The 25,207-nt window shown below is 35.4% G+C and carries 24 protein-coding genes; 15 read left to right on the top strand and 9 right to left on the bottom strand.

Going from position 1 to position 25,207, the window contains the following annotated elements; translation table 11 throughout:
- Positions 1 to 12: 12 nt before the first annotated feature.
- The gene (locus IRZ99_RS06865; RefSeq protein ID WP_194656559.1) at positions 13 to 909 is read right to left on the bottom strand and encodes an AraC family transcriptional regulator; all 897 of its coding nucleotides are present in this window, start codon (positions 907 to 909) and stop codon (positions 13 to 15) included.
- Between the two features lie 162 nt (positions 910 to 1,071).
- Here IRZ99_RS06865 and IRZ99_RS06860 point away from each other — a divergent pair, with 162 nt between their 5' ends.
- The 12 genes from IRZ99_RS06860 to IRZ99_RS06805 all read left to right on the top strand — a co-directional run bounded on the left by IRZ99_RS06860 (position 1,072) and on the right by IRZ99_RS06805 (position 13,199).
- Positions 1,072 to 1,926, top strand: coding sequence for an aldo/keto reductase (locus tag IRZ99_RS06860; protein ID WP_194656558.1), 855 nt, complete (start codon positions 1,072 to 1,074; stop codon positions 1,924 to 1,926).
- An 8-nt stretch (positions 1,927 to 1,934) separates the two neighbouring features.
- A complete protein-coding gene (locus IRZ99_RS06855) occupies positions 1,935 to 3,077 on the top strand; it encodes an aldo/keto reductase (protein WP_194656557.1) in 1,143 nt (380 codons plus the stop codon).
- A 30-nt stretch (positions 3,078 to 3,107) separates the two neighbouring features.
- Positions 3,108 to 4,091: an aldo/keto reductase gene (locus tag IRZ99_RS06850; protein ID WP_194656556.1), complete on the top strand. Its 984-nt coding sequence runs from the start codon at positions 3,108 to 3,110 to the stop codon at positions 4,089 to 4,091.
- A gap of 35 nt (positions 4,092 to 4,126) precedes the next feature.
- Positions 4,127 to 5,722, top strand: coding sequence for a carboxylesterase/lipase family protein (locus tag IRZ99_RS06845; protein ID WP_194656555.1), 1,596 nt, complete (start codon positions 4,127 to 4,129; stop codon positions 5,720 to 5,722).
- 14 nt (positions 5,723 to 5,736) lie between these two features.
- Positions 5,737 to 6,822 carry an alpha/beta fold hydrolase gene (locus IRZ99_RS06840; RefSeq protein ID WP_194656554.1) on the top strand — a complete coding sequence of 362 codons (1,086 nt, stop codon included), beginning with the start codon at positions 5,737 to 5,739 and terminating at the stop codon, positions 6,820 to 6,822.
- A gap of 20 nt (positions 6,823 to 6,842) precedes the next feature.
- A complete protein-coding gene (locus IRZ99_RS06835; protein ID WP_194656553.1) occupies positions 6,843 to 7,472 on the top strand; it encodes a flavodoxin in 630 nt (209 codons plus the stop codon).
- Between the two features lie 14 nt (positions 7,473 to 7,486).
- Entirely contained in the window at positions 7,487 to 8,194 is a 708-nt protein-coding gene (locus IRZ99_RS06830; protein ID WP_194656552.1) for a carboxymuconolactone decarboxylase family protein, read from the top strand.
- 17 nt (positions 8,195 to 8,211) lie between these two features.
- The gene (locus IRZ99_RS06825) at positions 8,212 to 9,261 is read left to right on the top strand and encodes an alpha/beta hydrolase (protein ID WP_194656551.1); all 1,050 of its coding nucleotides are present in this window, start codon (positions 8,212 to 8,214) and stop codon (positions 9,259 to 9,261) included.
- A gap of 11 nt (positions 9,262 to 9,272) precedes the next feature.
- Positions 9,273 to 9,773 (top strand): cupin domain-containing protein, encoded by a 501-nt coding sequence (locus tag IRZ99_RS06820; RefSeq protein WP_194656550.1) that lies wholly within the window; start codon positions 9,273 to 9,275, stop codon positions 9,771 to 9,773.
- Positions 9,774 to 9,903: 130 nt separating this feature from the next.
- Positions 9,904 to 10,371 carry a (2Fe-2S)-binding protein gene (locus IRZ99_RS06815; RefSeq protein ID WP_194656549.1) on the top strand — a complete coding sequence of 156 codons (468 nt, stop codon included), beginning with the start codon at positions 9,904 to 9,906 and terminating at the stop codon, positions 10,369 to 10,371.
- A 23-nt stretch (positions 10,372 to 10,394) separates the two neighbouring features.
- Complete coding sequence (locus IRZ99_RS06810; RefSeq protein WP_194656548.1) at positions 10,395 to 11,009, top strand: hypothetical protein; 615 nt, start codon at positions 10,395 to 10,397, stop codon at positions 11,007 to 11,009.
- A gap of 27 nt (positions 11,010 to 11,036) precedes the next feature.
- Complete coding sequence (locus IRZ99_RS06805; RefSeq protein ID WP_194656547.1) at positions 11,037 to 13,199, top strand: molybdopterin cofactor-binding domain-containing protein; 2,163 nt, start codon at positions 11,037 to 11,039, stop codon at positions 13,197 to 13,199.
- Positions 13,200 to 13,390: 191 nt separating this feature from the next.
- On the opposite strand, the gene IRZ99_RS21290 is transcribed toward IRZ99_RS06805, so the two are convergent.
- From IRZ99_RS21290 to mnmE, 3 genes are all read right to left on the bottom strand, one after another.
- Positions 13,391 to 13,831, bottom strand: coding sequence for an IS3 family transposase (locus tag IRZ99_RS21290; RefSeq protein WP_194656791.1), 441 nt, complete (start codon positions 13,829 to 13,831; stop codon positions 13,391 to 13,393).
- Between the two features lie 6 nt (positions 13,832 to 13,837).
- The gene (locus tag IRZ99_RS06795) at positions 13,838 to 14,554 is read right to left on the bottom strand and encodes an IS3 family transposase (RefSeq protein ID WP_194656546.1); all 717 of its coding nucleotides are present in this window, start codon (positions 14,552 to 14,554) and stop codon (positions 13,838 to 13,840) included.
- A 257-nt stretch (positions 14,555 to 14,811) separates the two neighbouring features.
- Complete coding sequence (mnmE, locus tag IRZ99_RS06790) at positions 14,812 to 16,212, bottom strand: tRNA uridine-5-carboxymethylaminomethyl(34) synthesis GTPase MnmE (protein ID WP_026983996.1); 1,401 nt, start codon at positions 16,210 to 16,212, stop codon at positions 14,812 to 14,814.
- 183 nt (positions 16,213 to 16,395) lie between these two features.
- Between mnmE and IRZ99_RS06785 the strand changes: the two genes are divergently transcribed.
- Together IRZ99_RS06785 and IRZ99_RS06780 are read left to right on the top strand one after the other, a co-directional pair.
- On the top strand, positions 16,396 to 17,229 hold the full coding sequence (locus tag IRZ99_RS06785) for a universal stress protein (RefSeq protein WP_194656545.1): 834 nt from the start codon (positions 16,396 to 16,398) through the stop codon (positions 17,227 to 17,229).
- 65 nt (positions 17,230 to 17,294) lie between these two features.
- Entirely contained in the window at positions 17,295 to 19,067 is a 1,773-nt protein-coding gene (locus tag IRZ99_RS06780; RefSeq protein ID WP_194656544.1) for a DNA mismatch repair protein, read from the top strand.
- A 198-nt stretch (positions 19,068 to 19,265) separates the two neighbouring features.
- On the opposite strand, the gene IRZ99_RS06775 is transcribed toward IRZ99_RS06780, so the two are convergent.
- Positions 19,266 to 19,895, bottom strand: coding sequence for a DsbA family protein (locus IRZ99_RS06775; protein WP_194656543.1), 630 nt, complete (start codon positions 19,893 to 19,895; stop codon positions 19,266 to 19,268).
- A gap of 268 nt (positions 19,896 to 20,163) precedes the next feature.
- Here IRZ99_RS06775 and IRZ99_RS06770 point away from each other — a divergent pair, with 268 nt between their 5' ends.
- Positions 20,164 to 20,814 carry a hypothetical protein gene (locus IRZ99_RS06770; protein WP_194656542.1) on the top strand — a complete coding sequence of 217 codons (651 nt, stop codon included), beginning with the start codon at positions 20,164 to 20,166 and terminating at the stop codon, positions 20,812 to 20,814.
- Positions 20,815 to 21,000: 186 nt separating this feature from the next.
- Here IRZ99_RS06770 and dnaN read toward each other — a convergent pair whose 3' ends face one another.
- From dnaN to IRZ99_RS06750, 4 genes are all read right to left on the bottom strand, one after another.
- Positions 21,001 to 22,119, bottom strand: a complete 1,119-nt coding sequence (gene dnaN, locus IRZ99_RS06765) for a DNA polymerase III subunit beta (RefSeq protein ID WP_026984000.1) — start codon at positions 22,117 to 22,119, stop codon at positions 21,001 to 21,003.
- 106 nt (positions 22,120 to 22,225) lie between these two features.
- Positions 22,226 to 23,911, bottom strand: coding sequence for a gliding motility-associated ABC transporter substrate-binding protein GldG (gldG, locus tag IRZ99_RS06760; protein WP_194656541.1), 1,686 nt, complete (start codon positions 23,909 to 23,911; stop codon positions 22,226 to 22,228).
- Positions 23,911 to 24,636: a gliding motility-associated ABC transporter permease subunit GldF gene (gene gldF, locus IRZ99_RS06755; RefSeq protein WP_194656540.1), complete on the bottom strand. Its 726-nt coding sequence runs from the start codon at positions 24,634 to 24,636 to the stop codon at positions 23,911 to 23,913. Before gldF ends, gldG begins: the two co-directional genes overlap by 1 nt.
- A 203-nt stretch (positions 24,637 to 24,839) precedes the next feature.
- Positions 24,840 to 25,136: a putative quinol monooxygenase gene (locus IRZ99_RS06750; RefSeq protein WP_194656539.1), complete on the bottom strand. Its 297-nt coding sequence runs from the start codon at positions 25,134 to 25,136 to the stop codon at positions 24,840 to 24,842.
- Positions 25,137 to 25,207 lie beyond the last annotated feature (71 nt).

The raw sequence follows: 25,207 nt of genomic DNA, 5'->3' as shown, positions 1-25,207 counted from the left end.
ATATTAGTAGATTTAATTCAAACTCCTGTATTCATTTGGAGTATTGCCAACATGCTGTTTAAAGAAACGAGTAAAATGCTGCGGATATTTAAATCCAAGCTCATAGGCGACTTCATTTATCGTCTTAGAAGAATCGAATATTTTGTTTTTGGCAGTATCAATAATTTTGTTTTGGATGTATTCCTGAGCAGATTTTCCGGTTTCTTTTTTTATCAGGTCACCAAAATAATTGGGAGATAAATTAAGTTCACTGGCGTAGTAAGCAACAGAAGGCAATCCTAAAACATGAGGTTTTTCAGAAGAAAAATAACTGTTTAACAGTTCCTCAAATTTTTCGACAATTCCTTTATTTGCATTGTCTCTGGTAATGAACTGACGATCGTAAAATCTTTCACAGTAATTAAAAAACAGCTCAATATTTGATGCAATCAGTTTTTTACTATGCTTGTCAATAGATTGTTTTAATTCAATTTCTATTTTAGCGAAACAATCCAATACAAGCTGTCTTTCTTTTTCAGACAAATGCAGTGCTTCACTGGTATTGTAGCTAAAAAAATTATAGTCATTAATGCCTTTTGCAAGTGATGTTCCACGAATTAAATCGGGATGAAAAACCAGTCCATGGCCGGCCGGCTGATAAATGTCCACTTTATTTTCAACGTCGATAGTCTGGCCTGGCGAAACAAATACTAAAGTTCCTTCCTGATAGTCGTAATAATTACGGCCGTATTTTAGGTCACCGCAATTTACCTGTTTTAAAAATATACAATACAGTCCAAAATTCATCGTGGAACCTGTTCTGGGTTTTGCTTTTGAAAAATCAATTATACTCACTAATGGATGCAGCGTTTCATGATTGTTAAAATCATTATACTCGCTAATGGTTTCAAAGTTAAATACTTGTGCCATGTCTTTTTTTGTTTGTACTACAAATTTAAGTAATTGATTGTAGTTTTTAGACTATTGTTCTCTTAATCAGTAATCTTGGTAGGAGAATCCGTAATCCGTATACCAAAACCCTCACATTTAGTTCGGAAATTTGTAATAATAGAATTATAAAAATTAATTACAATGCATACTATAAAATTAAATAACGGAATTGAAATGCCTATTTTAGGTTTTGGAGTATTTCAAATGCAGGACATGGCAGAATGTGAGCAGGCAGTTATAGACGCAATTGAAACAGGTTATCGATTAATCGATACAGCAGCTTCTTATATGAACGAGCAGGCAGTTGGAAATGCAATTAAAAAAAGCAATGTTGCAAGAGAAGATCTATTTATTACAACCAAACTTTGGGTAAGCGATGCTGGATATGAGAATACGCTTAAAGCTTTTGATAAATCTTTAGAATTATTGCAGCTGGATTATCTGGATTTGTACTTGATCCACCAGCCTTATGGGGATGTCTTTGGTTCATGGCGTGCCATGCAGGAATTGTATAAGCTTGGAAAAGTAAGAGCAATAGGCGTTTCTAATTTTCAACCTGACAGAGTGATGGATTTAATCAGCAATTCTGATTTCATCCCCGCAATTAACCAGATAGAAACACACCCTTTTCACCAGCAAAATGAAACCCAGAAATTTCTTCAGGAAAACAACATTCAAATTGAATCCTGGGGACCTTTTGCAGAAGGGAAAAATGATATTTTCACAAACCAGGTGCTTACTGCAATTGCATCCAAATATAATAAATCGGCAGCACAGGTTATTTTGAAATGGTTAACGCAAAGAGGAGTAGTTGCGATTCCTAAATCGGTTAGGAAAGAGAGAATGGCAGAGAATTTCAACATATTTGATTTTGAATTGTCATCAGATGATATCATTGCTATTCAAACTTTGGATACCAATGCAAGTTTGTTCTTTGACCACCGCGATCCTAATATGGTGAAATGGCTAAGCGAACGTAAACTCAATGATAATTAATAAAAAAAATGGATAGAAGATCAATATTAAAGACAGCAGGTTTAGCATTGGCAACAAGCGCCTTGCTGCCTTTCAGTTCTCTTGCCCAATCAGGCATTACAGATGAAAAAATTCAAGATGGAAATAATTTTCCTTTGACTGCACCAGGAAAACGAAAACTTGGTAAACTGGAGGTTTCCAGTATTGGATTAGGTGTTCAGAATATGAGCCGTAATTATCAGACAACAATACCTTCGCGACCTGAAATGCACCGAATTATACGCTCAGCTTTTGACAGTGGTGTTACTTTATTTGATTCTGCGGAAGCTTATGGACCATTTCAAGTAGAAAAAATTCTAGGTGAGGGTGTTGCCACCTTCCGCAATAAAATTGTTATTTCTACAAAATTTGGGTGGAATATTGATCAGGAAACCGGAAAACGATTACCGGGTTTAAACAGTCGCCCTGAGCATATTAAGATAGTAGTCGAAGGAATGCTGAAGCGTCTTAAAACCGATAGAATAGATTTATTATATCAGCACCGCGTTGATCCTCAAGTACCGATAGAAGATGTAGTTGGCACTATACAAAACCTGATTAAAGAAGGAAAACTGCTTCATTATGGACTTAGTGAACCGGGGCATGAAACAGTTAGAAGAGCTCATGCGATTCACCCGGTTACTGCTATTCAAAATGAATATTCTCTTTTATGGAGAGGCCCTGAAAAAACGATTATTCCGCTTTGCGAGGAACTTGGAATCGGTTTTGTGCCATGGAGCCCGCTTGGTGTTGGTTTTCTAACAGGAGCAATTGACAGCGCAACGCGTTTTGCCCCTGGAGATATTCGCGGTATTGAATCAAGATTTTCACCGGAAAACCTTCCCGCAAATATGGCACTTGTTGAGCTGCTAAAAAAATGGGGCGAACAGAAAAAAGCAGCACCAGCCCAAATTTCTTGTGCGTGGCTTCTTGCGCAAAAGCCTTGGATTGTACCAATTCCAGGTACAACACAAATGGCACACATGTTAGAGAATACTGGCGCATCTCAGGTAAAATTTTCAGCAAGTGAATTACAGGAATTCAATACAGCATTAAATGCGATTAAGATTGTCGGTGAGAGATTACCTGCAGGAGTGTTGGCTTTTTCAGATGTTGAAGCTCCAAAAAAATAAACGAATTCAAATGATTAAAGGATATAAAAAATGAAAAAGAGAATTTTAGGAAATAACGGACTTGAAGTTTCCGCGTTAGGATTAGGCTGTATGGGACTTAGTTTCGGTTATGGCAAGGCGACAGAAAAAAATGAAGCCATTGCACTGATCAGGGCAGCCTTTGAAAAAGGGATTACTTTTTTTGACACAGCAGAATGTTATGGTCCTTTTATAAACGAAGAATTGCTTGGTGAAGCTTTAGCACCATTTCGCAGTGAAGTTGTCATTGCAACCAAATTTGGTTTTCAGGATGGAGATTCTACAAAAGGATTGGACAGCAGTCCGGCAAGAATAAGAGAGGTTGTCGAAGCTTCACTTAAAAGATTAAAAACGGACTCAATAGATTTGCTTTATCAGCACCGGGTAGACCCCAACGTTCCCATTGAAGAAGTTGCCGGAACAGTTAAGGAATTAATTCAGGAAGGTAAAGTAAAACATTTTGGGCTTTCAGAAGCTAGTGTTGATACCATTCGTAAAGCGCATAACGTGCAGCCTGTTGCCGCATTGCAGAGCGAATATTCTTTATTCTACCGTGAACCGGAAAAGGAAATTATTCCCACTTTAGAAGAACTAGGGATTGGTTTTGTGCCTTTTAGCCCATTAGGAAAAGGTTTTTTAACCGGAGCTATAAATGAAGACACAAAATTTGAAGCCTCAGATTTTAGAAATATCGTTCCAAGATTTTCTGAAGAAAACAGAAAAGCCAACCAAACCTTAGTGGATTTAGTTAAATCAATCGCTGGAGAAAAAAATGCAGCACCTTCGCAAATTGCCTTAGCGTGGTTATTAGCGCAAAAACCTTGGATTGCGCCCATTCCCGGAACTACAAAACTGAATCGATTAATAGAAAATATTGGAGGAGCAGAAATTAATTTAAGTAAAGAGGAATTAGATAATATCGAATTGGCTCTTAAAAATATAGAAATTGTAGGCGCGCGTTATCCGCAGCAGCTGCAGGATAGAGTTGGAAAATAATTTCTAGACTATTCTTACTTTCAAAACCTTTAGAAATGAAAAAAATATTTATCGGAGTTTTCTTTTTAGTGAATGTAGCAATCTTCTGGGCGCAGACGACACCTAAAAATAACTTGGAAGTAACCACAGTTTCAGGACCTATTCGCGGAATAATCGAAAATGATGTTTCGGTTTTCAAAGGTATTCCTTATGCAGCGCCTCCCGTCGGTGCAAATCGCTGGCGCCCTCCACAAGCAGTACAATCATGGAAAGACGTACGAGATGCAGGTAAATACTGCGCAGATTGTCCGCAGGCGGGATGGCCGAGAGGTTCGGGAATGTCAAAAACTTCAAATGAAGATTGTTTGTTTCTAAATGTTTGGAAGCCAACTGTTACAACAAGCAAATCAAAACTGCCTGTAATGGTCTGGATTCATGGCGGAGCATTTGTAGGAGGCAGCGCTTCTGGTTATAGGGGAAGTGCATTTGCAAAACAAAATGTAATATTGGTAACGATCAATTACCGTTTGGGGCGTCTAGGTCATTTTGCATTTCCGGCTTTAAGCAAAGAAAATCCAAATGAACCCAAAGGAAGTTACGCCTACATGGATCAAATTGCTGCATTAGAATGGGTTCATAAAAACATTCAGGCTTTTGGAGGAGATCCTAAAAATGTAACCCTATTCGGAGAGTCTGCAGGAGGCGTTTCCGTACATTCCTTATTGACAATTCCGTCAGCAAAAGGATTATTCCAAAAAGCAATTATTGAATCTGGCGGAGGCCGTGACGGAGTACTCACTGCAAGGCCAATTGATAAAGAAAATGCAGACATTCATTACCCGGTTTCTGCCGAAACTATTGGAGTTAATTTCGCTAAAAGATATACTATTGAAGGTACAGATACTGAGGCACTTCAAAAATTAAGAGCACTCAGCGCATCAGAAATTGTCGATGACGGACAGGAAAGTGCACCAAACGGTTTGCCAACTTATTCAGGACCTATTCTTGACGGAATTTTGGTCACTGAAACAGCTGAGAGTTCTTATAAAAGAGGGAGACAGCCGAATGTTTCTATAATTATAGGGTCGAATAGTGCTGAAGTGCCTGCGGGTTTTGTAAATGCTGCTTCCAAAGAAGAATTGATTTCTTTTTTTGCAAACGTAAAAGAAGAATTTTCTAAAGCCTACGATCCGGATGGTAACGCCGATTTTGCCAAAATGCTTACTCTTGTCAATACAGATAAAGTCTGGGCAGAGCCTGCTCGTTTTACCGCAAGAATTTTTATCGCAAAAAAAACACCTGCGTACTTATATCTTTTCTCCTATGTATCTGAATCAATGAAGGGCAGAATGAAATACGGCGCATCTCATGCTTCCGAAATCCCTTATGTGTTTGATAATCTTACAGATCAATATGGATTTAAAGCTGATGCAAAAGATAAAGAAGTTGCCAAATTAATGAATGCCTATTGGATCAACTTTGCCAAAACAGGTAATCCGAACGGGAAGGGTTTGCCAAAATGGGAAACGTACAAAACCAATAAAAATGAAGTATTCGAATTTAAAACCGATGGGTCTGCAAGTACTGTAAACGACAATAGAAAAGCGCGTTTGGATGTAATTGAAAAATCATTGGATAAAGAACAACAGTAGAAAAATAAAATAGGATGAAAAATAAAATCATTAAATCCGGAATGATGTATTGCTTGCTATTGATAATAAGCAGTACCGCGATTACAGCACAGAAAAAAGTTAAACAAAAGCCACTTATCATAGAAGAACAGGGAAGTTTTGCTGTTGGAGGTTCTGTTATTGAGAATCCCGGGACATTTGATCCTTATAATATTACGCCAGCCGGACAAACATTTAGAGGAGATCATGCCTATGTTTTTTATCAGGTTCCTGCTAACGCGCACAAATACCCGTTAGTAATGTGGCATGGTATAGGACAGTTTTCCAAAACATGGGAAACCACGCCAGACGGACGTGAAGGGTTTCAGAATATATTTCTTCGAAGACAATTTCCGGTTTATATAATAGATCAGCCCAGAAGAGGAAATGCGGGGCGAAGTACGGTAGAAGCTTCTATAAAACCAATTCCAGATGAACAGCAATGGTTTGGTGTTTTCCGGGTGGGAATTTGGCCTGACTATTTTGATGGCGTTCAGTTTGTACGTGATAAAGAAACACTTAATCAGTATTTTCGTTCAATGACACCAAATTTAGGAACAATTGATTTGAATGTTACAACAGATGCGGCTTCGGCGCTTTTTACTAAAATTGGTCCCGCCATTCTCGTAACACATTCTCACTCTGGTGGAATGGGCTGGATGACGGCCATTAAAAATCAAAATGTAAAAGCAATTGTTTCGTATGAACCCGGCAGCGGATTTTTATTTCCAGAAGGCGAAGTTCCGTCACCAATAGCAAGTTCTGCGGGAGCTCTGGAAGCAACGACAATTCCTTTGAAAGATTTTATGTTGTTGACCAAAATTCCGATCATAATTTATTACGGTGATAATATTCCGGAAAAACCATCTAAAAATTCAGGTGCTGATGGATGGCGTGCACGTCTTCAAATGGCAAGATTATGGCGCGATGCCGTCAATAAAAAAGGAGGGGATGTAACAGTAGTGCATCTTCCCGAAATTGGCATTAAAGGCAATACGCACTTTCCATTTTCTGATTTAAACAATATTCAAATAGCCGATCTTATGTCGAAATGGTTAAAAGAAAAAGGATTGGACAAATAAAAATCATCAAATAAAACAAAATGAAAAATTCAGCAATCTTTTTATTTCTAATAACAACAGTAATTTGTCTGTTTTCAGGCTGCAGTAAAGCGCAAGAAAAACTTCAGGATGAAAATGTATCTCAAATGAATAAAAATATTTTGATTGTGTATTTGTCACGCACTAAAAATACAAAAGCGGTGGCGACGATAATTCATAAAAATGTGGGCGGATCGTTAGTGGAACTTGAACTGCAAAATCCTTATCCCGAAGATTATAAAACAATAGTGGCTCAGGTTGCTAATGAAAATGAAACGGGTTTTCTACCTCCGCTAAAAACGAAAATTGAAAATATTGAAAAATTTGATGTGGTTTTTTTGGGATTTCCAACCTGGGGAATGCAGCTGCCACCACCAATGAAAAGTTTTTTGAAACAATACAATTTAGAAGGAAAAACAATTGTACCGTTTAATACAAATGCCGGTTATGGAATAGGAAGTACTTTTCAAACCGTTAAGGAGCTATGTCCTAAAAGTAAGGTACTGGAAGGCTTTTCTACAAAAGGCGGAATAGAAAGGGACGGTGTATTGTATGTAATGGAAGGTGAAAAAGAAAAAGGGGTACAGCTTGAAGTTCAAAAATGGCTGAAGAAAATTGGATTTACGAATTAAAAAAATAAGAGGAAATGAAAAAGCTTTCAATTATAGTTATGACAGTAATAGCTTCTGCAACGATTAATGCACAAGCTGTTAAAGATTTAAGTAAACAACAGCAGGCAATCATAAAGATTAGTGCAGTTACTGCCAAAGGTGATTTAGAAAAGTTGAAAACGGAATTAAATTCTGGATTAGATTCAGGTTTAACTGTTAATCAAATTAAGGAAGTTCTTGTTCACTTGTATGCATATTGCGGCTTTCCACGAAGCATTCGCGGTCTGCAGACTTTTATGACGGTTTTGGGAGAACGCAAAGCAAAAGGAATTACGGATAAAATTGGCGCAGAAGCATCACCCATAAAAGCAGAAGGAACTAAATACAATCGTGGTAAAGCAGTTTTAGCAGAACTGACTAAATCCTCACAAGACGGACCAAAAACAGGTTATTCTGCATTTGCACCAGAGATGGATGTTTTCCTAAAAGAGCATCTTTTTGCAGATATTTTTGAACGTGATGTTTTGACTTATAGTGAAAGAGAACTCGTAACAGTATCTGTAATTGCCAGTATTGGTGATGCAGAACCTATGCTGCAATCGCATTTAAATATTTGCCTGAATGTGGGTTTAAGTTCAAATCAATTACAGGAATTTGTGAGTGTAATTAAAACTACGATTGGCGAGAAAGAAGGTGGTGCTGCACAAAAAGTTTTAGAAGAAGTACTTAAACCTAAAAAGTAAAATTTAAAATATAAAGAATGAAAAAATTAGCAGTAATAACATTAATAACAACAATTATGATGGCAAATGCACAGACTACTCAAAAAAAGTATGAGCAAAATCCATTTACTTTAGTATATGACGGAGCGATAACCAAGAATGAAAAAGGAAAAGTAAATATACATCCTGTTAAATATAAACTTAACGGAATAGAAATTGCGGCCAACGTCTATACACCGGCCAATTATGATTCATCAAAGAAATATTCGGCAGTGGTTGTAGCACACCCCAACGGTGGTATTAAAGAACAAACTTCCGGACTATATGCACAGCGCTTAGCAGAAGCAGGTTACATAACAATTACTGCCGACGCTGCTTATCAGGGAGGAAGCGGGGGAGAACCGCGCCATACCGATAAACCTGCAAGCCGAGTTGAAGATATTCATGGCATGGCAGATTTTATTACCCAATATGCTGGAGTCGACGGAAACCGTTTGGGAGTTTTAGGAATTTGTGGCGGCGGAGGTTACACTTTAAAAGCGGCACAATCAGACAAACGTTTTAAAGCAGTTGCAACCCTAAGCATGTTTAATTCTGGAGAAGTGAGACGCAACGGTTTTCAAAATTCTCAATTAAATACAATTCAGGAACGTTTGCAAAAAGCTAGTGAAGCTCGCGGGCAGGAAGTTTCAGGTGGTAAAATGATTTATGCTGGTGTGGCTAGTATAACAGATGAAGAAATCGCTAAAACGCCGACAGATTTATATCGTGAAGGATATGAGTATTATTACAGGTCTCATGCACACCCAAATTCAACTTTCTTGTATACTATGAGCAGTCTTCTGGATTTAATGACCTGGGATGCTACAACTAATATGGATTTAATTAATCAGCCACTACTCATGATGGCTGGTAGCAAAGCCGATACGAAGTATATGACTGATGAAGCATTTCCAAAAGCTGTAAATGCAAAAAGCAAAGAACTTTTTGTTATCGAGGGGGCCACACACATACAAAGTTATTGGAAAGCTGAGTATGTATCAAAAGCTGTTAATAAGTTGGTAAGTTTTTATCAAAGTAATCTTTAAAATTATACCTTATGAAGAAAATAAAATTAATAGGATTTGCTGTTATAGCTTTTAGTACAATTGGATTAATATCCTGTAATGATGGTCAAGTAAAACACCCTGATACTGAAAAGGCAGATACAAACCTGATTTTCTCAAAAGGTGAGAAAGTGACCAATACTAATTTTACAGGGAATGTCTGGCTCAATAATTTGGTGAAGGCGGATAGCATTAACCAGAATGCCGTTGGGAGTGTAACCTTTGAACCAGGTGCAAGAACCAAATGGCATAGTCACCCTGCTGGACAGATTATATTGGCACTTGATGGAATAGGATATTATCAAGAGAAAGGGAGTCAAAAACTTATTGTAAAAAAAGGCGATGTTGTAAAATGTCCCGCTGATGTAAAACATTGGCATGGCGCCAGTAAAGATTCAAAATTTATTCAGGTAGCCATAACCGGAAGAGAAAAAGGAGAAACAGCTTGGTTTGATTCGGTAACAGATGACGAATACAATACAGAAGTAAAGTAGTAAGTAAAAGAGGTGGTTTTTGATTTTAAATGATTAATAAACAAATTCTTGCATTTTTTTTGTAAATTAGAAAATAGAAAAAACAAACATACTCCCAAAATAACTGTCAATCTTAAAAACAGACTTTAGTATGATACAATTAACTGTTAATGGCAAGACCGAAAAACTAGATGTCAGCCCCGATATGCCACTACTATGGGCATTACGAGATACATTAGGACTTACTGGAACCAAATTTGGCTGCGGAGTTGCACAATGTGGTGCCTGTGTTGTGCATCTTGATGGAGAAGCCGTTCGTTCGTGCGTTACTAAAATGAGTCGTGCGGAAGGTAAAAATGTAGTTACGATCGAAGGATTATCTCAAAATAACGATCACCCGGCACAAAAAGCCTGGCAGGAAATTGACGTCCCTCAATGTGGCTATTGTCATTCCGGACAAATTATGTCGGCTGCTGTTCTTCTGCGTGAAAATCCAAATCCGACCGATCAGGATATAGATGATGCCATGGCAGGGAATATTTGCAGATGTGGTACGTATCCGCGAATTCGCAAAGCGATACATCTTGCTTCAGAAATACAGGGAAAAAGCAGAACATGATTTATAAACAGAAAACAAAACTCATGTCAACAAAAACTAAATTTATATTGATAGCTGTAATTCTAATTTCTGCAATTGGACTGGCTTTTACTTTTTCGATGCATCGTATAACAGAAAAGAAATATATTAGCATTGTTCCCGTAAAAAAGGACAGCGTAACATCAATAGCGGCTTTTAAGCAAGTATACAAAGTACTTATGAGCCCTCGTTGTGTAAACTGTCATCCCATAGGAGATATTCCGCTTCAGGGTGATAATAGCGTTGTGCACAGCATGCAGCCCAAACGTGGTAAAGATGGAAAAGGAGTTTATGCAATGAAGTGTGCCAATTGTCATCAACAAACAAATAGTCCCGGATTGCATACACCTCCTGGAAATCCGGAATGGCATTTACCGCCTGCTGATATGAAAATGGTATTTGAAGGAAAAACGGCTCATGAACTGGCCAAACAATTGGTTAATCCTGATCTGAATGGACATAAAGATCTGCAAAAACTCATTGCTCACGCCGACGATGGTTTGGTAAAAGCCGGCTGGAATCCCGGAAAAGGAAGAACAGTTCCGCCTTTAACACACGCACAATTTAAAAAAGCCTGGATTACCTGGCTGCAAACTGGCGCTTATGCTCCTGCTAAATAGTATTTCATTAATTTTAATGACGATCTGATGACTAAAAATAATAACATAGATACTACAAGACGAAATTTTCTCAAGCTAACCGGATTAGGTGGCGCGGCGCTTTGTCTTGGCTTTTATTTTCCGGCAGATGGGGTTCCAACACTCGTTACACCTTCTGAGTTAACTGAATCAGAAATTGAGCTATGTCCCTGGATCATTATAAGTCCGTCAGGAAAAGTAACAATTGTCAATCACAGGGCAGAGATGGGGCAGGGGTCTTATCATTCGGTGCCACAAATCGTAGCAGAAGAATTGGAAGTTGATATGAATGATATCAATGTTATTTTTGCAATTGGAAATGAAAAAAAATACGGTGGACAGGTTACGGGAGGTAGTTCTACAATCCGTTCTTCCTATAAAAATTTGCTTAAATTAAGTGCAGGCGCGCGCGAAATGCTAATTGTTGCTGCCGCCACAAAATGGAATGTTCCCGTTGCTGATTGTTATGCAGAATCAGGACATGTAATTCATAAACCGTCTGGCAAAAAAGCGCATTATGGGGAACTTGCCGTAGCAGCCTCAAAACTCGAACCCCCAAAAGAACCAAAGCTTAAGAAAATTTCAGAATATAAGTTAATTCGAAAACCGCTCCGCAGAATTGATACACCGTTTAAAACAAACGGAACATTAATTTTTGGATTAGACAAAAGGATTCCGGGAATGTTATTTGCTTCGGTAGAACGCGATCCCCGTTATTTTGGAAAAGTAAAAAGTTTTGATGCAACGGGCGCCTTAAAAGTTCCGGGAGTTAAAAAAGTCTTTAAAGTTGATATGGGTTACTATGCTTATACACGCGAAGGTGTAGCGGTAGTCGCAGATTCCACTTGGGCAGCTCTTGAAGGCAGAAAAGCTTTAAAAGTAGAATGGGATACCAGCGGTTTTAAACACTGGAGTACTCCCGAAATATATAAAACGCAGGATGATTTATTGCAAAGTCAGGAAGGTATGATCCTTAAAACGCAGGGGAATCCAACTGAAATGCTGGCACAATCAACTAAAAAACTAGATGTTGTATATCAAACTCCGTATCAATCTCACGTTGCTATGGAGCCTATTAATTGTATTGCTCATCACAAAGGAGATTCCATTGAAATTTGGGGACCTATACAAGCACCAGGATGGATTCAGGACGATATCAGCAAACAGTTTAAAATTGACAAAGAGAAAGTAATTGTAAATATGACTTTTCTGGGAGGAGGTTTTGGAAGAAAAGCCATGATCGATTATCCAAGTGAAGCCGTTGGTATTTCGAAAATCATAGAAGGACCGGTTCAGGTAATCTGGACACGTGAGGATGACGCCACATTAGGACCGTTTCGCCCGGGAATATCTTATCGATGCGAAGGAATGATTGCTAATGGAAAAATTGAAGCCTTGAAATTCAGAATGGCAGGGCAGAATAACGATCACTGGCGTGGAGGGCCGAAAGATAAACCCAACAGAAGTACCAGCGAAGGGTTTTTGAAACCATATTATGAAAGTATTAAAAACATGAGCATTGCAGATGTTCTTTTTGAAACTACGATTCCTACCAGTTTCTGGCGTTCGGTTTATGCTTCTACAAACGGATTTGCTTATGAAAGTTTTATTGATGAAATGGCGCATGAAGCAGGAAAAGATCCTTTGGATTTCCGTCGTGAACATTTACAGGAAGAGCGTTGTCAAAAAGTAATCGATAAGATGGAAGAAGTTTCAGGCTGGAAAAACCGCTCAAAAAATGAAGGTTATGGTGTAGCCATAACCGAATGTTTTAATTCTACAGTAGGACATGTTGTAAAAGTTTCTAAAGATCCTCGAGGTGGTGTCAAAATTGATAAAGTCTGGGCTGTTATGGATTGCGGTTGGTATGTTAATCCAGATATTATCCATGCTCAGGTTGAAGGTTCCATTGTCATGGGATTAGGTGCAGCAACTACACATCAGATTACATTTAAAGATAATGTAGTGGAACAGCATAATTTTTATGATTATCCAATGCCGCGAATTAATGAAATTCCGCCTATAGAAGTATATATAATAGATAACGAGGCAGATGCAGGTGGAGTGGGAGAACCAGGACTTCCTCCTTTTGCTCCGGCCTTAACTAACGCTATCTTTGATTTAACTGGAAAGCGAATAAGAACATTACCATTTAAACTTTACGAAGTCTAAAAAAAATATGTTCAGCTTTAGCATAATGATATTGTTTTTAGCAAGATGTAATTTCTCTTGATTTCATTGTTCTATGCAGTTGTGTTTTATTTGTTTCTTGATTGTACCACAAATCGCTTCAGTTCAAAATATCACGCAATTTAAATTCTTAGGAAAGTAATTAGCAAAATATTTCAGATTTAAAAAAAAAATCAATTTCCCTTCACTAATTGTTGATACTCAAAAATACTAAGGTTATGTAAATGTTTGTGCCTTCTATTGGTATTGTAAAATTTTTCAATGTATTCAGAAATCGCGAGATCAGCTTTATGTTTGTTTCGAAAGCGATTCTGATAAATTAATTCAACTTTTAAAGTTTTAAAGAAACTTTCTGCTACTGCGTTATCCCAGCAGTTTCCTTTTCCTGACATACTTCTGGTGACTGATTTGTGATTACTTAATTCACCAACAAATTCCCTGCAGGCATATTGGATTCCACGGTCGGAATGGAATATAAGGGGAGAATTCTCAGTGATAGGTCTGTTAGCATGAGCCATTCTGAAAGCACTGATGCTGGTATTCCTTGCGGTTATTGAAGTGGAGAGAGCCCAACCGATTACCTTTCTGTCAAAGAGATCGATTACTGTTGTCAGGTATAGTCACCTTTTTGCAGTCCTGATATAGGTTATGTCGGATACCCAGGTTTGATTTTCCCTTTGCACAGTAAATTCTCTATCCAGCTTGTTTTCTGCAACCGGGTAGGTATGTGAAGAATCAGTAGTTATTTTGAATTTTCGTTTAAAGACACTCTTTAAGGATGCCTGCTTCATTAGTTTTCGTATTAGTTTTTCTGACACATGAAAACCGCAGGCCAGTAACTCTCTTGCTATTCTTGGACTGCCGTATCTTTTTTTGTTGCGCTCATGTATAATTTTTATCCGTTCGATCAAGGCGAGATTTCGTAGTGCTCTATTGGATGGCTTTCTATCATTCCAATAATAATAACCACTTCTGCTCACTCCGAGTATTTGGCAGATTTTCTCAACAGGATAACAATCTGTATGCTGTTTTATGAATTTAAATTTATTGAGTACATCATTAGATGAGATGTGTGTGGCTTTTCTTAGGATATCCCTTTCCATCTTTACTAATTTAAGCTCTTTTTTGAGCTTTTTTAATTGCAGGAATATATTTGGTATCGCCTGCTTTATTTTATTTCCAAGTAATCCATCTTCAAGCTTGCTTTTCCACCGTCTGATATTCTCTGGACTTGTACCGAGTTCTATAGCTGCACGTATTGTACTATTGTATGTATAGCTTAGGTCTACTGCCTTTTGCTTGAATTCTAATGTGTACTTCTGCCTTGGTTTTTCCATTTCATTTGTTTTATCACCAAAGGTCTTGTGTTTCTGTGTCCAATTTTAGGTATGAACTCCAGTGTCTAGGCGTGCCATAATTTGGCCAAAAAAAAATATTATTTGTACCTCACATTCTCGAGGTACAAATACGGTACAAATTTAATCAAAACATCACATCATATCCAAAAGAAAAAGGAATTAAAAAACGAGTTAAAATATTGTTTATCAATACTTTAACTCGTTCATTTATTTTTGTTTTGCGTTATTTTGTCCTGCTATTTTCCAATACAGAAATTAGCAAAAATATTCCCAAGTAATTCATCATTAGAAACCTGACCTGTGATCAACCCAAATTGATACAGAGCTTCGCGAATATCAAGTGCAATTAAGTCGCTTGAAAGATTTGTTTCTAGACCAAATTTTACTTTTTGTATTTCATCTAAAGCTTTTAATAAAGAATCGTAATGTCTTGTATTTGTTACAATTGTTTCGTTATTTCTTAAAGCTCCGGTATTAACAAAAGAAAGCAATTGATTCTTTAATTCATCAACTCCAATGTTTTCTTTTGCGGAAATTTTTAAAAGTTTCAAGTTTAAAGTTTCAAGTTTTTGGTTGATGTTTTCGATTTCATTTGCGTTTAATAAATCAACTTTATTTATAACAACCAAAATAGGTTTAAGCGGATATTTATTTTTTACTTTTTCGATTTCGACAATATAATCAGAACCTGAAACCTGAAACCTGAAACCATCAAACAAAAAGATTACAACTTGTGCCTGTTCTATTTTTTCAAAAGTTTTTTTGATTCCGATACTTTCTACGACATCTTTAGTTTCTCGGATTCCTGCAGTATCAATGAATCTAAAGCCTATTCCGCCAATAACTAATTCATCTTCGATAGTATCTCGTGTTGTTCCGGCAATGTCTGAGACAATGGCACGCTCTTCGTTTAATAAAGCATTTAATAAAGTTGATTTTCCCACGTTTGGTTCTCCAACAATCGCAACGGGAATACCGTTTTTAATAACATTTCCAACAGCAAACGAGTCGATTAAGCGTTTCAGTACAAATTCAATTCTGTTTAATAATTCATGAAATTGAGTTCGGTCTGCAAATTCTACATCTTCTTCTGCAAAGTCTAGTTCCAGTTCAATTAGCGACGCAAAATTTAAAAGCTCTTCACGTAGTTTGGCAATTTCATTACTAAAACCACCACGCATTTGCTGCATTGCAATTTGGTGCGAAGCTTCATTATCTGATGAAATCAAATCTGCAACTGCTTCTGCTTGCGATAAATCCAGCTTTCCATTTAAGAAAGCTCTTAAAGTAAACTCTCCCGCATCAGCCATTCTACAGCCTTTTCTCAATAGTAACTGAATAATTTGCTGCTGAATATAAGTTGATCCATGACAAGAGATTTCTATAGTGTCTTCACCTGTATAAGAGTTTGGCCCTTTGAAAACAGAAACTAAAACTTCATCCAGTGTTTTTGAATCATCTATTATATGACCCAAGTGCAAAGTATGCGTTTTCTGTTTGGTTAAATCTTTGTTTTTGATGGATTTAAAAACCGAATTTCCGATAGTAATAGCCTCGGAACCTGAAATACGAATGATAGCAATAGCACCTGCTCCGGATGGAGTGGCCAATGCAACTATAGAATCTTGATTTATCATGGTGCAAAGGTATAAAAAAAGGCATAAAGTTCTAAAGTGGAAGTCGGGGAAGATATCTTGTTTTTTACTTTTATAAGTTGATATTTTAAGGAATTAATAAATGTTAAATTACTGATAATTATCAGGTTGTTTTGTTTTTAGAATGATTAAATTTGAGAAAACAATACTTTAATCCTTAGCAAAATGAAAAAGATATTATTTCCCACAGATTTTTCTGAAGCAGCTACTAATGCATTTGTTCATGCTTTAGAATTTGCAAAAATTGTCAATGCCGAACTGGTTTTGTTACATACATTTGAAATTCCGGTTTATGATAGTCAGTTTTTTCCAGAAAATTACGCTTCGATTTACAGCTCAATAGAGTTAGCTAAATTTGAAATGTTTAAGGATGAAATTCCTAAACTTAGAACTATTGCTATCGAACGAAACTTAGAGGATATCGTGATAAAACATCGCTTGATGGATGGCGATTTAATTTATAATTTGAAAAATGCCGTTGAAGAGGATAAGATTGATTTTGTTATTATGGGAACTTCAGGCGTTTCAGACTGGACTAAATTTTTTACGGGATCAAACACAAATTCAGTAATTTCTGAAGTTAAAGTGCCAGTTTTATGCATTCCTGTTACTGCAAAATTTCATAAAATAAAAATTATTGGTTTTACTACCCGTTATCGTGAAAAAGACAAAACAGAACTTCGTAAAGTGATTGAAATTGCTAAAAAAACAAATGCAAAAGTAAAATGTTTATATGTTAAAACTTCTAATTCAGATGTTTCTAGTGCCACAATTAAAGATTGGGAAAATGAATTCAAGGGCGATCATGTTGAGTTTTTAGTATTGCCAAGCGATGAAGTTAAAGAAACTATTCTTGATTTTATTCTTTATAAAGACATTGATATTCTAACCACAATTACACATAAAAGATCTTTTTTCGAAAGTATCTTCGAATCTAGTTTTACTAAAAAAATTGCCAAAGAAGTTTCGGTTCCAGTTTTAGTAATGCATGAAACTTAAAATTCGTTTTTTTAGATTGATTTTATGATGCAAAACTTATATTTGTATCTCATCAAATCAATACAATGAACTCATATCAAAATAAGGTTACTCATTATTCAGAACTTTTTAGTAAAATCAATAAAAGATACAATAGCATAAGTTTACTGCGTTTGTTAAGTGTTTTTCTGTGTTTGTTTATGATGTTTTATTACATCAAAACCAATGAAACCTTTTATGTAGTCTTTGCTTTTCTATCTTTTGTTGTTTTTATTTTTTTAATGAGAATCCACTCCGGATTATCTTTTCAAAAACAACTCACAACCGCACTTTTAAAAATCAATCAAAACGAAATTTCCTATCTAAAAAGGGAAAAGATTCCTTTTGAAAATGGAATTGAATTCAATGATTTTCATCATCCATATGCTTACGATCTGGATATTTTTGGTGAACATTCATTGTTTCAAAATCTGAACAGAACTGCTACTTACATCGGAAAAAAGACATTAGCAAACCAATTGTTAATACAACTTCCGAATGAAGTAATTCTTGAAAATCAGGAAGCAATAAACGAACTGAAAGCTAAAATCGATTGGAGACACGATTTTCAGGCATTAGCGACAATTAGTAATGATTCAAAAGCTTCTTATGATTCTATATTGTATTGGAATTCATTTAAGAATAATACTTTATCTAAAGTTTTAGTTGTACTGTCATTTGCGCTTCCAGCTTTGTTTTTCGGCGTTTTAACTACTTATTTCATTACTTCAAAAACTATTTTATTATCCTGTCTAAGTTATATTTTTATTGCCAATTTGATGGTCGTGGGAAGATCATTGAAAAGAATTCAGTCCGAAATTGCGAAGGCAGATAACGTTGATAAAATTATAAAACAATACAGTTTATTGGTTCAGAAAATTGAAATCGAAACTTTTCAATCAAAAAAGTTAAAAGATTTACAGCAGCAGCTTATTTTTAAAAATGCCACGGCGAGTGTACATTTGAAACAGTTGTCTGAGTTGTTTTCCAGAATGGATACGATTAGCAATCTTGTAACAGCACTTCTGTTTAATGGAACGTTTTTGTTTAATCTTCACGTTTTAAGAGCGCTTTTAAAATGGAAAGAAAATTATTCTGAAGAATTTGAAAAATGGATTGCTATTATTGGTGAGTTTGAAGCCTTAAACAGTTTAGCAAATTTGTCCTATAATAACCAGGATTTTGTTTTTCCTGAAATCAATTCAGAATATAAAATTGGTTTTAAAAATCTAAGTCATCCGTTATTGAATCCGTCAACCAGAGTAGGGAATGACACTCATTTTTATCCTGAATCTTTTATGATTTTAACGGGGTCTAATATGTCTGGAAAAAGTACTTTTTTAAGAAGTTTAGGAGTGAATATGGTTTTAGGCGGAATAGGTTCAGTTGTTTGTGCTTCAGAAGCTAATATTCACCCACTTCCAGTTTTAGTTTCAATGCGATTATCTGATTCCTTAGCAGATAGCGAATCGTATTTCTTTGCCGAAATTAAACGTTTAAAGCAAATTATGGATGCCTTAGAAGAGAAACCGGCCTTTGTTTTATTAGATGAAATTTTAAGAGGAACAAATTCTGATGATAAACGAAATGGAACGATTGAAGTAGTAAAAAAGATCATAGGTAAAAATGCAATCGGAGCAATAGCAACACACGATATTGAAGTTTGTCTCACAACAAATGAATATCCGGATATTTTAACGAATCAATGTTTCGAAGTTGAAATTCAAAACAATGAATTGCATTTCGATTACAAATTGAGAAATGGGATTTGCAAAAATAAAAGCGCCACTTTCTTAATGCAGAAAATGGGAGTTATTTAGGATTTTAGATTTTAGAGTTCAGATTTTAGATTGCTGAAATTAACCGCAAAGAACGCAAAGGTTTTACGCAGGGTTCGCAAAGATTTACATAAAGCTTTGCGAACTTTTTTTATCTAAAAAGGTCACTAATATCTTTTCGTTCTTTGCGGTAAAATCTCAAAGTTCACTAATCTAAAATCTGAACTCTAAAATCTAAAATTATTTCTGTACTTCTTTAATTGTATTTACAAAAGCCTCAACCGGCTGAGCACCAGAAACAGCATATTTCCGATCAAAAACAAAAAACGGAACTCCTTGCACACCAATTTCCTGAGCTTCTTTAATATCGCCTTTTACATCTCTTAAATAAAGGTTTTCATTCTCTACGACTTCCTTTACTTCATTTGAATCTAATCCAGCCTGAATTCCCAGTTCAATTAAAGTTTGAGTATCATTTAGATCTTTTCCATCAGTGAAATAAGCTTTAAAGAAAATCTCTTCCATTTCATCGCCTAGATTTTTAGCTTTCGCCAAATGGATAATACGATGTGCTGTAAGTGAATTTGAAATAATAGCTTTGTCAAAATGATAATCCAAACCAACGCTTTTTGCGCGTTCTACTACACCTTTATGCATTTCTATAGATTGTTCAACTGAAATACCTTTTCGTTCGGCTAAAAACGTATAAACGTCTTTTCCTGATTGCGGTGTAATAGTTGGATCAAGTTGAAAGCTTTTCCACTCAATTTCAAAATCATTTCCGGGAAACTCCTTTAAAGCGGTTTCCAATTGTCTTTTTCCGATATAACAAAACGGACACATGATGTCCGACCAAATTTCTATTTTCATATATCAAAGTTAAAAAAAAAGTTTCAGGTTTTTGTTTGTTTCAAGTTTCAGGTTTCAGACTTTGGTTTTTATTTTCGTTTTTTTGTTTCAGTTTTGTCATTTCGACGAAGGAGAAATCCCCGCAAGTAGCTCGACAAAGTATTTCAGAATTTAAAATGCAAAATCATTTAGCAGAATGATTTATCAGGTAAATTAAAATAAAGTATTTTAGTACAAAAATATCAGTAAAAACTAATTTATTGATTTAGAGTAAAATACGATTCTCGGTATGAAGAAAACTACTTTTTATTTTCTATTTGTTTTATTTTCGGTTAGTTTGAACGCTCAGGTAAGAGCTTTTGCTGGTGGAACTTATTATCGCCATACTGATTTTCAGGAATCGGGTTATTTAGAAGTAACATCAGGAGTTGATGTTAGAGTTTATAAATTTTTTAAACCTGAAGCTTCCGTAAGCTATTATTTTGGAAGATTAGAGGATTATAATAAATTAGATCAGACAGGAAATACGATAAGTATTTCAGAAGCAAATGCAAGCGCTTTAAATTTTGGTTTTACATCAAAAATATGTCTTTCTTGGGGTGAGTATGGTGCTGGAGATGCAGTCTTGCAAATTTTACCTCGTTATAATATATCCCGAATCGAAGCACAGCAAAATTACACATTAATCAATCAGAGTAATCCTGCTCAGTCAAAAACTCAAAAGGATATAGTAACCGATTGGCAACATTCTTTAGGAATTGGTCTTGGTCTGGATATTATACTATCAGATAAAAATTATGATTCTTTAGCAATTAACATATATTATACGGGTGTAGATATGGGTGAAGCTTTGACTGATGTAAAAAAGTCAAATTCCCATTATGATAGTACAACACTTGGACTTGGAATGAATTATTATTTTGGGTTTAAAAAGAAATAAAGAGCAAAGAACAAAGAACAAAGAGTAGCTTTAAAATCGATTCAATAAAAAACCGCAAATCTTTTAAAAAGAATTGCGGTTTCTAGGTATAAAAAATGGTTGGTTAATAGCGATATTTTTTTTTACAATGATATGTCTTTAATTCGAAACTAAAAAAAATCCCTGTAACAAAAAGAAGTTTTGATGTTAACTATTTAACATTACAGGCATTACCAACATTGTAACAGTTTCTCCTTCTTCTAAACCGTCTACTGGCGTAAGAATCCCTGCTCTGTTAGGCAATGACATCTCTAACATGATCATGTCAGATTGCAGGTTAGTCAACATTTCAGTTAAAAAACGTGAGTTGAAACCAATTTGAAGATCATCTCCTTGATAATCACAAGTTAATCTTTCTTCTGCTTTGTTTGAGTAATCAATATCTTCTGCAGAAACATTCAATTCAGCTCCGGCAATTTTTAAGCGAATTTGGTGCGTAGTTTTGTTTGAGAAAATGGCAACACGTTTAACTGAACTTAAAAATAAAGAACGGTCAATCATTAATTTGTTTGGATTTTCTTTTGGAATTACCGCTTCGTAATTTGGGTATTTTCCATCAATCAAACGACACATTAGGATATAATTGTCAAATGAGAAAGTCGCATTTGAATCGTTGTATTCAATTTTTACTTCAGCGTCAGAACTTCCTAAAATACTTTTTAAGATATTCAAAGGTTTCTTTGGCATAATAAAATCAGCTACCTGAGATGCTTTTACATCTGTACGTGCATATTTTACTAATTTATGAGCATCCGTAGCAACAAATGTCAAACCTTCTGGCGAAAACTGGAAGAAAACGCCAGACATTACCGGACGTAAATCATCGTTTCCGGCAGCAAAAATAGTTTTGCTTACTGCAGTTGCCAAAACATCAGCAGGAACTAAAGTTACAGATGGATCTTCAAGATTTACAGATTTTGGAAATTCTTCTCCAGCTGCATAGGCTAATGCATATTTCCCTGAATTAGAACTAATTTCAACTGTATTATTATCTTCAACTGTAAAAGTTAAAGGTTGTTCTGGAAATGTTTTTAAAATTTCAAGCAAAAGTTTTGCAGGCACAGCTACGCTTCCTTTACTTTTAGAATCGATTGATAATGTAGCCGACATTGTAGTTTCAAGATCTGAGGCCGAAACTGTCAACGCATCATTGTCTAGTTCAAATAAAAAGTTGTCTAAAATAGGCAACGTGTTGTTACTGTTAATTACACTACCTAAAACTTGTAATTGTTTTAATAAGTACGAACTCGATACTATAAATTTCATCTGTTTTGTTTTATTTTTTGATGTGTTTTTTAGCAATTAGAGGCTAAATATACGGATTACAAATATATCGTAAACTATCTTAGTTTTGCAATTTTTTTATTAACATCTATTTGCTGTATTTTCTTTTTCTCATGTAAGTAAATACGAGTCCGAAAACCAATAAAATTAGAATTGGAAGTCCGATAGTTATGAATTGCGTCATTGTATAGTTTTCATAAACTTTATCCTTATCTAATAAAGGCAAATCAACATCTTTACTTCTAATGTTAATAAGTCCGGTATCGTCTAACAAATAATTGATGCAATTCATCATAAAATCTTTGTTGTCGTATAAATTTCCGGTACGCTGATCATAACCTAATTCGACAGGCATCATGTTTTTATCCAATTGATTTCGCGCTAAATCTCCATCAGCAATTATAATCATTTTGTTTGTTTTTCCCTTTGCCTGAAATGCATTTTCTTTGAAAGGTAAAACACGATTCTCGAAAGCCGAATGAAAATCTCCTTCTAATAGAACAGCTAAAGGTGAGTTTCCTTTATTTAAATATTCTTGAGGAGTAGTTTGCTCTGTTACAATATTCAAATTGATTTCGGTCGGAGTTCCAATTTTCTTGGAATATTGAGACGATTGTAATAAAACCGTTTTCTTGATTCCGTTTTTCAAAGTGTCAATCGGGCTGGCAAAATCAAATTTAATTTGGCCTAAATTTTTAACAATTGGGTGTTTGCTTGAAGATATTACAATAGGAGCGTATTTCCATTTGAATTCCTGATATTGCGTTGCGCTTCCTTGCTCTCCGGTGGCCAGTTTGATTGGACTTCCGTATTCGTCTTTTACTAAATCAGGATTAATTCTGAATCCGTATTTGAAGAACATATCGTTCAGATTCAAATCTCTTGGATAGGCCAGAGTAGCGCCAGATTGATTGTATAAACTGTCCATATCAGCAGAAACCTGATCGATTAACCATAGTGTTTTTCCGCCATTCATGATAAACTGATCCAAAACCTGTTTTTCTTCATCAGAAAAAGTTTCCGTTGGTTTTGATATAATAGCCAAATCATATTTTTTAAGAGCGTCTAAAGTTCCGGTTGGGTTTTTAGAAACTGAATCTAATGTGAATGGTCCAATATAATAGCTTTCTTTAATTTGCCTCAACATTTTCGCGACATGAACCTCGTTCATTTCACCATTTCCTTTTATGAAAGCGACTTTCTTTTGTTTGGCTTTGGTAATTTTATTGATAGCATCTGATATAGAATATTCTAAATGCTGAATCGAACCGATAACTTTTTGTTCAGTCGAAGCACCCATAATGTTTTTCAACAGCGGAATATTCACTTCTTTGCTATCATAAACGGCAATTGCCCAAGGAAAAACCATCGCTTGAGATTGTTTTCCTTTATCGTCAACTGTGATGTTTATTGGCGTTAATCCTTTTTGATAAAGAGATTTTACCATTTCCATACTTTCGTCTTCGTTTTCCATCGGATTTACAAATTCGAAAACAATATTGTTGTTATAAGCTTGGAATTCTTCTAATAATTGTTTGGTTTCTTGCTGTAATCGTCTGAAATCTGCAGGAAGATCACCCTGCATATAAATCTTAATCGAAAGCGGATTCCTTACTTGTTTTACAATTTGCAAAGAAGTCTCAGATAAAGTATAACGTTTGTCTTTGGTTAAATCAAATCGTTGGAAAAACAATGTTCCCAATACATTTAAAACAATTAAAACAAAAACGGTAATACCTAAAGCTTTGATATTTTGTTGAGTAGATGCTTTCATTATGCTTTAAAAGATTTTAATTGATAAACAGTAAAAGAGAGGAATAATACTGTGATACTTAAAAAATAAATTACATCACGAGTATCAATCACGCCTCGGCTCATACTTTTAAAGTGATCCTGCATACCAAATGCTGATACAATATTAAAATCTCCAGGAATCAAAGAAGCCAACCCCTGAAAGCCGAAATAGAAGAAGAAACAAAGAAAAACAGCAATAATAAATGCCACGATTTGATTCTCTGAAAGGGTAGAAGTAAAGATCCCAATTGCAGAATAAGAAGCAACCAAAAATAATAATCCGAAGTAAGAACCAATCGTACTTCCCATATCGATGTTTCCTTCTGGTAAACCCAAATTCGAAATCACTTTCACATAAATAAAGGTTGGTACAATTGCTAAAACAATCAGGAATAACGAACCTAAAAATTTTCCGTTTACTATTTCCCAAATTGATAATGGTTTGGTTAAAAGCAATTCTAATGTTCCCTGTTTTTTTTCATCAGAAAAACTTCTCATAGTTACAGCAGGAATCAGGAAAATCAAGATCCATGGCGCTAAGGTGAAGAACGGGGTTAAATCTGCATAACCGGTATTTAATATGTTATAATCCCCTTCAAAAACCCATAAAAAAAGTCCGTTGCTAATTAAGAAAACAGCAATGACCAAATAGCCAATAGGAGATCCAAAAAAGGATTTTATTTCTCGTAAAATGATTGATTTCATGTACTTAATTTTGTTTCAAGTTTTTCTTGTTTCAGGTTTCAAGTTAACAAAGCTTTGCGAACTTTGTCTTTTCTAAAAACCTTATAAATATAATCTTTGCGCCCTTTGCGGTTAAATTTAGTTGTTTTTATTGTTTCAGGTTTCAAGTTGCGAACTTTGCGTAAATCTTTGCGAACCTTGCGGTTAAGTCCATGAATTTGAAACTAATTTAAACTAACTATTTTATCTACGCTCCACGCCTCAGGTTTTGCATTGAATAATTGTTTTGTAAAACTCCAAACAGAATTAAAAAGTTCAGATTGTCTGTAATTTTCTAAATCTTCTTCCGTTTCCCAGTAACTGTAAGTAAAAAAGATGCATTTGTCATTTTTATCCTGATACAATTCTAAAAAACGATTTCCATCGGCATTTCGTATTTTGTCTTTTACGGTTTCAAAACTCTCCAGAAAGTCCGGGATTTTTTCTTCGTGAAAACTCATTTTTACTATTCTAACGAACATATTATGCAATTTTAGATTTCTGATGTTAGATTTTAGATTTACTAAAACCCTAATACGCGCGCAAAAGTATC

This window comes from Flavobacterium sp. LC2016-12, from assembly GCF_015351595.1.
GTDB lineage: Bacteria > Bacteroidota > Bacteroidia > Flavobacteriales > Flavobacteriaceae > Flavobacterium.
The sequence above is the reverse complement of the archived record's forward strand: the minus strand, read 5'-3'. Positions and strand labels throughout refer to the sequence as shown.

Bases quoted from the DNA above. Each gene is read 5' to 3' on its own strand.
- IRZ99_RS06865 (WP_194656559.1), bottom strand. From the start codon at position 909: ATGGCACAAGTATTTAACTTTGAAACCATTAGCGAGTATAATGATTTT.
- IRZ99_RS06860 (WP_194656558.1), top strand. From the start codon at position 1,072: ATGCATACTATAAAATTAAATAACGGAATTGAAATGCCTATTTTAGGT.
- IRZ99_RS06855 (WP_194656557.1), top strand. From the start codon at position 1,935: ATGGATAGAAGATCAATATTAAAGACAGCAGGTTTAGCATTGGCAACA.
- IRZ99_RS06850 (WP_194656556.1), top strand. From the start codon at position 3,108: ATGAAAAAGAGAATTTTAGGAAATAACGGACTTGAAGTTTCCGCGTTA.
- IRZ99_RS06845 (WP_194656555.1), top strand. From the start codon at position 4,127: ATGAAAAAAATATTTATCGGAGTTTTCTTTTTAGTGAATGTAGCAATC.
- IRZ99_RS06840 (WP_194656554.1), top strand. From the start codon at position 5,737: ATGAAAAATAAAATCATTAAATCCGGAATGATGTATTGCTTGCTATTG.
- IRZ99_RS06835 (WP_194656553.1), top strand. From the start codon at position 6,843: ATGAAAAATTCAGCAATCTTTTTATTTCTAATAACAACAGTAATTTGT.
- IRZ99_RS06830 (WP_194656552.1), top strand. From the start codon at position 7,487: ATGAAAAAGCTTTCAATTATAGTTATGACAGTAATAGCTTCTGCAACG.
- IRZ99_RS06825 (WP_194656551.1), top strand. From the start codon at position 8,212: ATGAAAAAATTAGCAGTAATAACATTAATAACAACAATTATGATGGCA.
- IRZ99_RS06820 (WP_194656550.1), top strand. From the start codon at position 9,273: ATGAAGAAAATAAAATTAATAGGATTTGCTGTTATAGCTTTTAGTACA.
- IRZ99_RS06815 (WP_194656549.1), top strand. From the start codon at position 9,904: ATGATACAATTAACTGTTAATGGCAAGACCGAAAAACTAGATGTCAGC.
- IRZ99_RS06810 (WP_194656548.1), top strand. From the start codon at position 10,395: ATGTCAACAAAAACTAAATTTATATTGATAGCTGTAATTCTAATTTCT.
- IRZ99_RS06805 (WP_194656547.1), top strand. From the start codon at position 11,037: ATGACTAAAAATAATAACATAGATACTACAAGACGAAATTTTCTCAAG.
- IRZ99_RS06795 (WP_194656546.1), bottom strand. From the start codon at position 14,554: ATGGAAAAACCAAGGCAGAAGTACACATTAGAATTCAAGCAAAAGGCA.
- mnmE (WP_026983996.1), bottom strand. From the start codon at position 16,212: ATGATAAATCAAGATTCTATAGTTGCATTGGCCACTCCATCCGGAGCA.
- IRZ99_RS06785 (WP_194656545.1), top strand. From the start codon at position 16,396: ATGAAAAAGATATTATTTCCCACAGATTTTTCTGAAGCAGCTACTAAT.
- IRZ99_RS06780 (WP_194656544.1), top strand. From the start codon at position 17,295: ATGAACTCATATCAAAATAAGGTTACTCATTATTCAGAACTTTTTAGT.
- IRZ99_RS06775 (WP_194656543.1), bottom strand. From the start codon at position 19,895: ATGAAAATAGAAATTTGGTCGGACATCATGTGTCCGTTTTGTTATATC.
- IRZ99_RS06770 (WP_194656542.1), top strand. From the start codon at position 20,164: ATGAAGAAAACTACTTTTTATTTTCTATTTGTTTTATTTTCGGTTAGT.
- dnaN (WP_026984000.1), bottom strand. From the start codon at position 22,119: ATGAAATTTATAGTATCGAGTTCGTACTTATTAAAACAATTACAAGTT.
- gldG (WP_194656541.1), bottom strand. From the start codon at position 23,911: ATGAAAGCATCTACTCAACAAAATATCAAAGCTTTAGGTATTACCGTT.
- gldF (WP_194656540.1), bottom strand. From the start codon at position 24,636: ATGAAATCAATCATTTTACGAGAAATAAAATCCTTTTTTGGATCTCCT.
- IRZ99_RS06750 (WP_194656539.1), bottom strand. From the start codon at position 25,136: ATGTTCGTTAGAATAGTAAAAATGAGTTTTCACGAAGAAAAAATCCCG.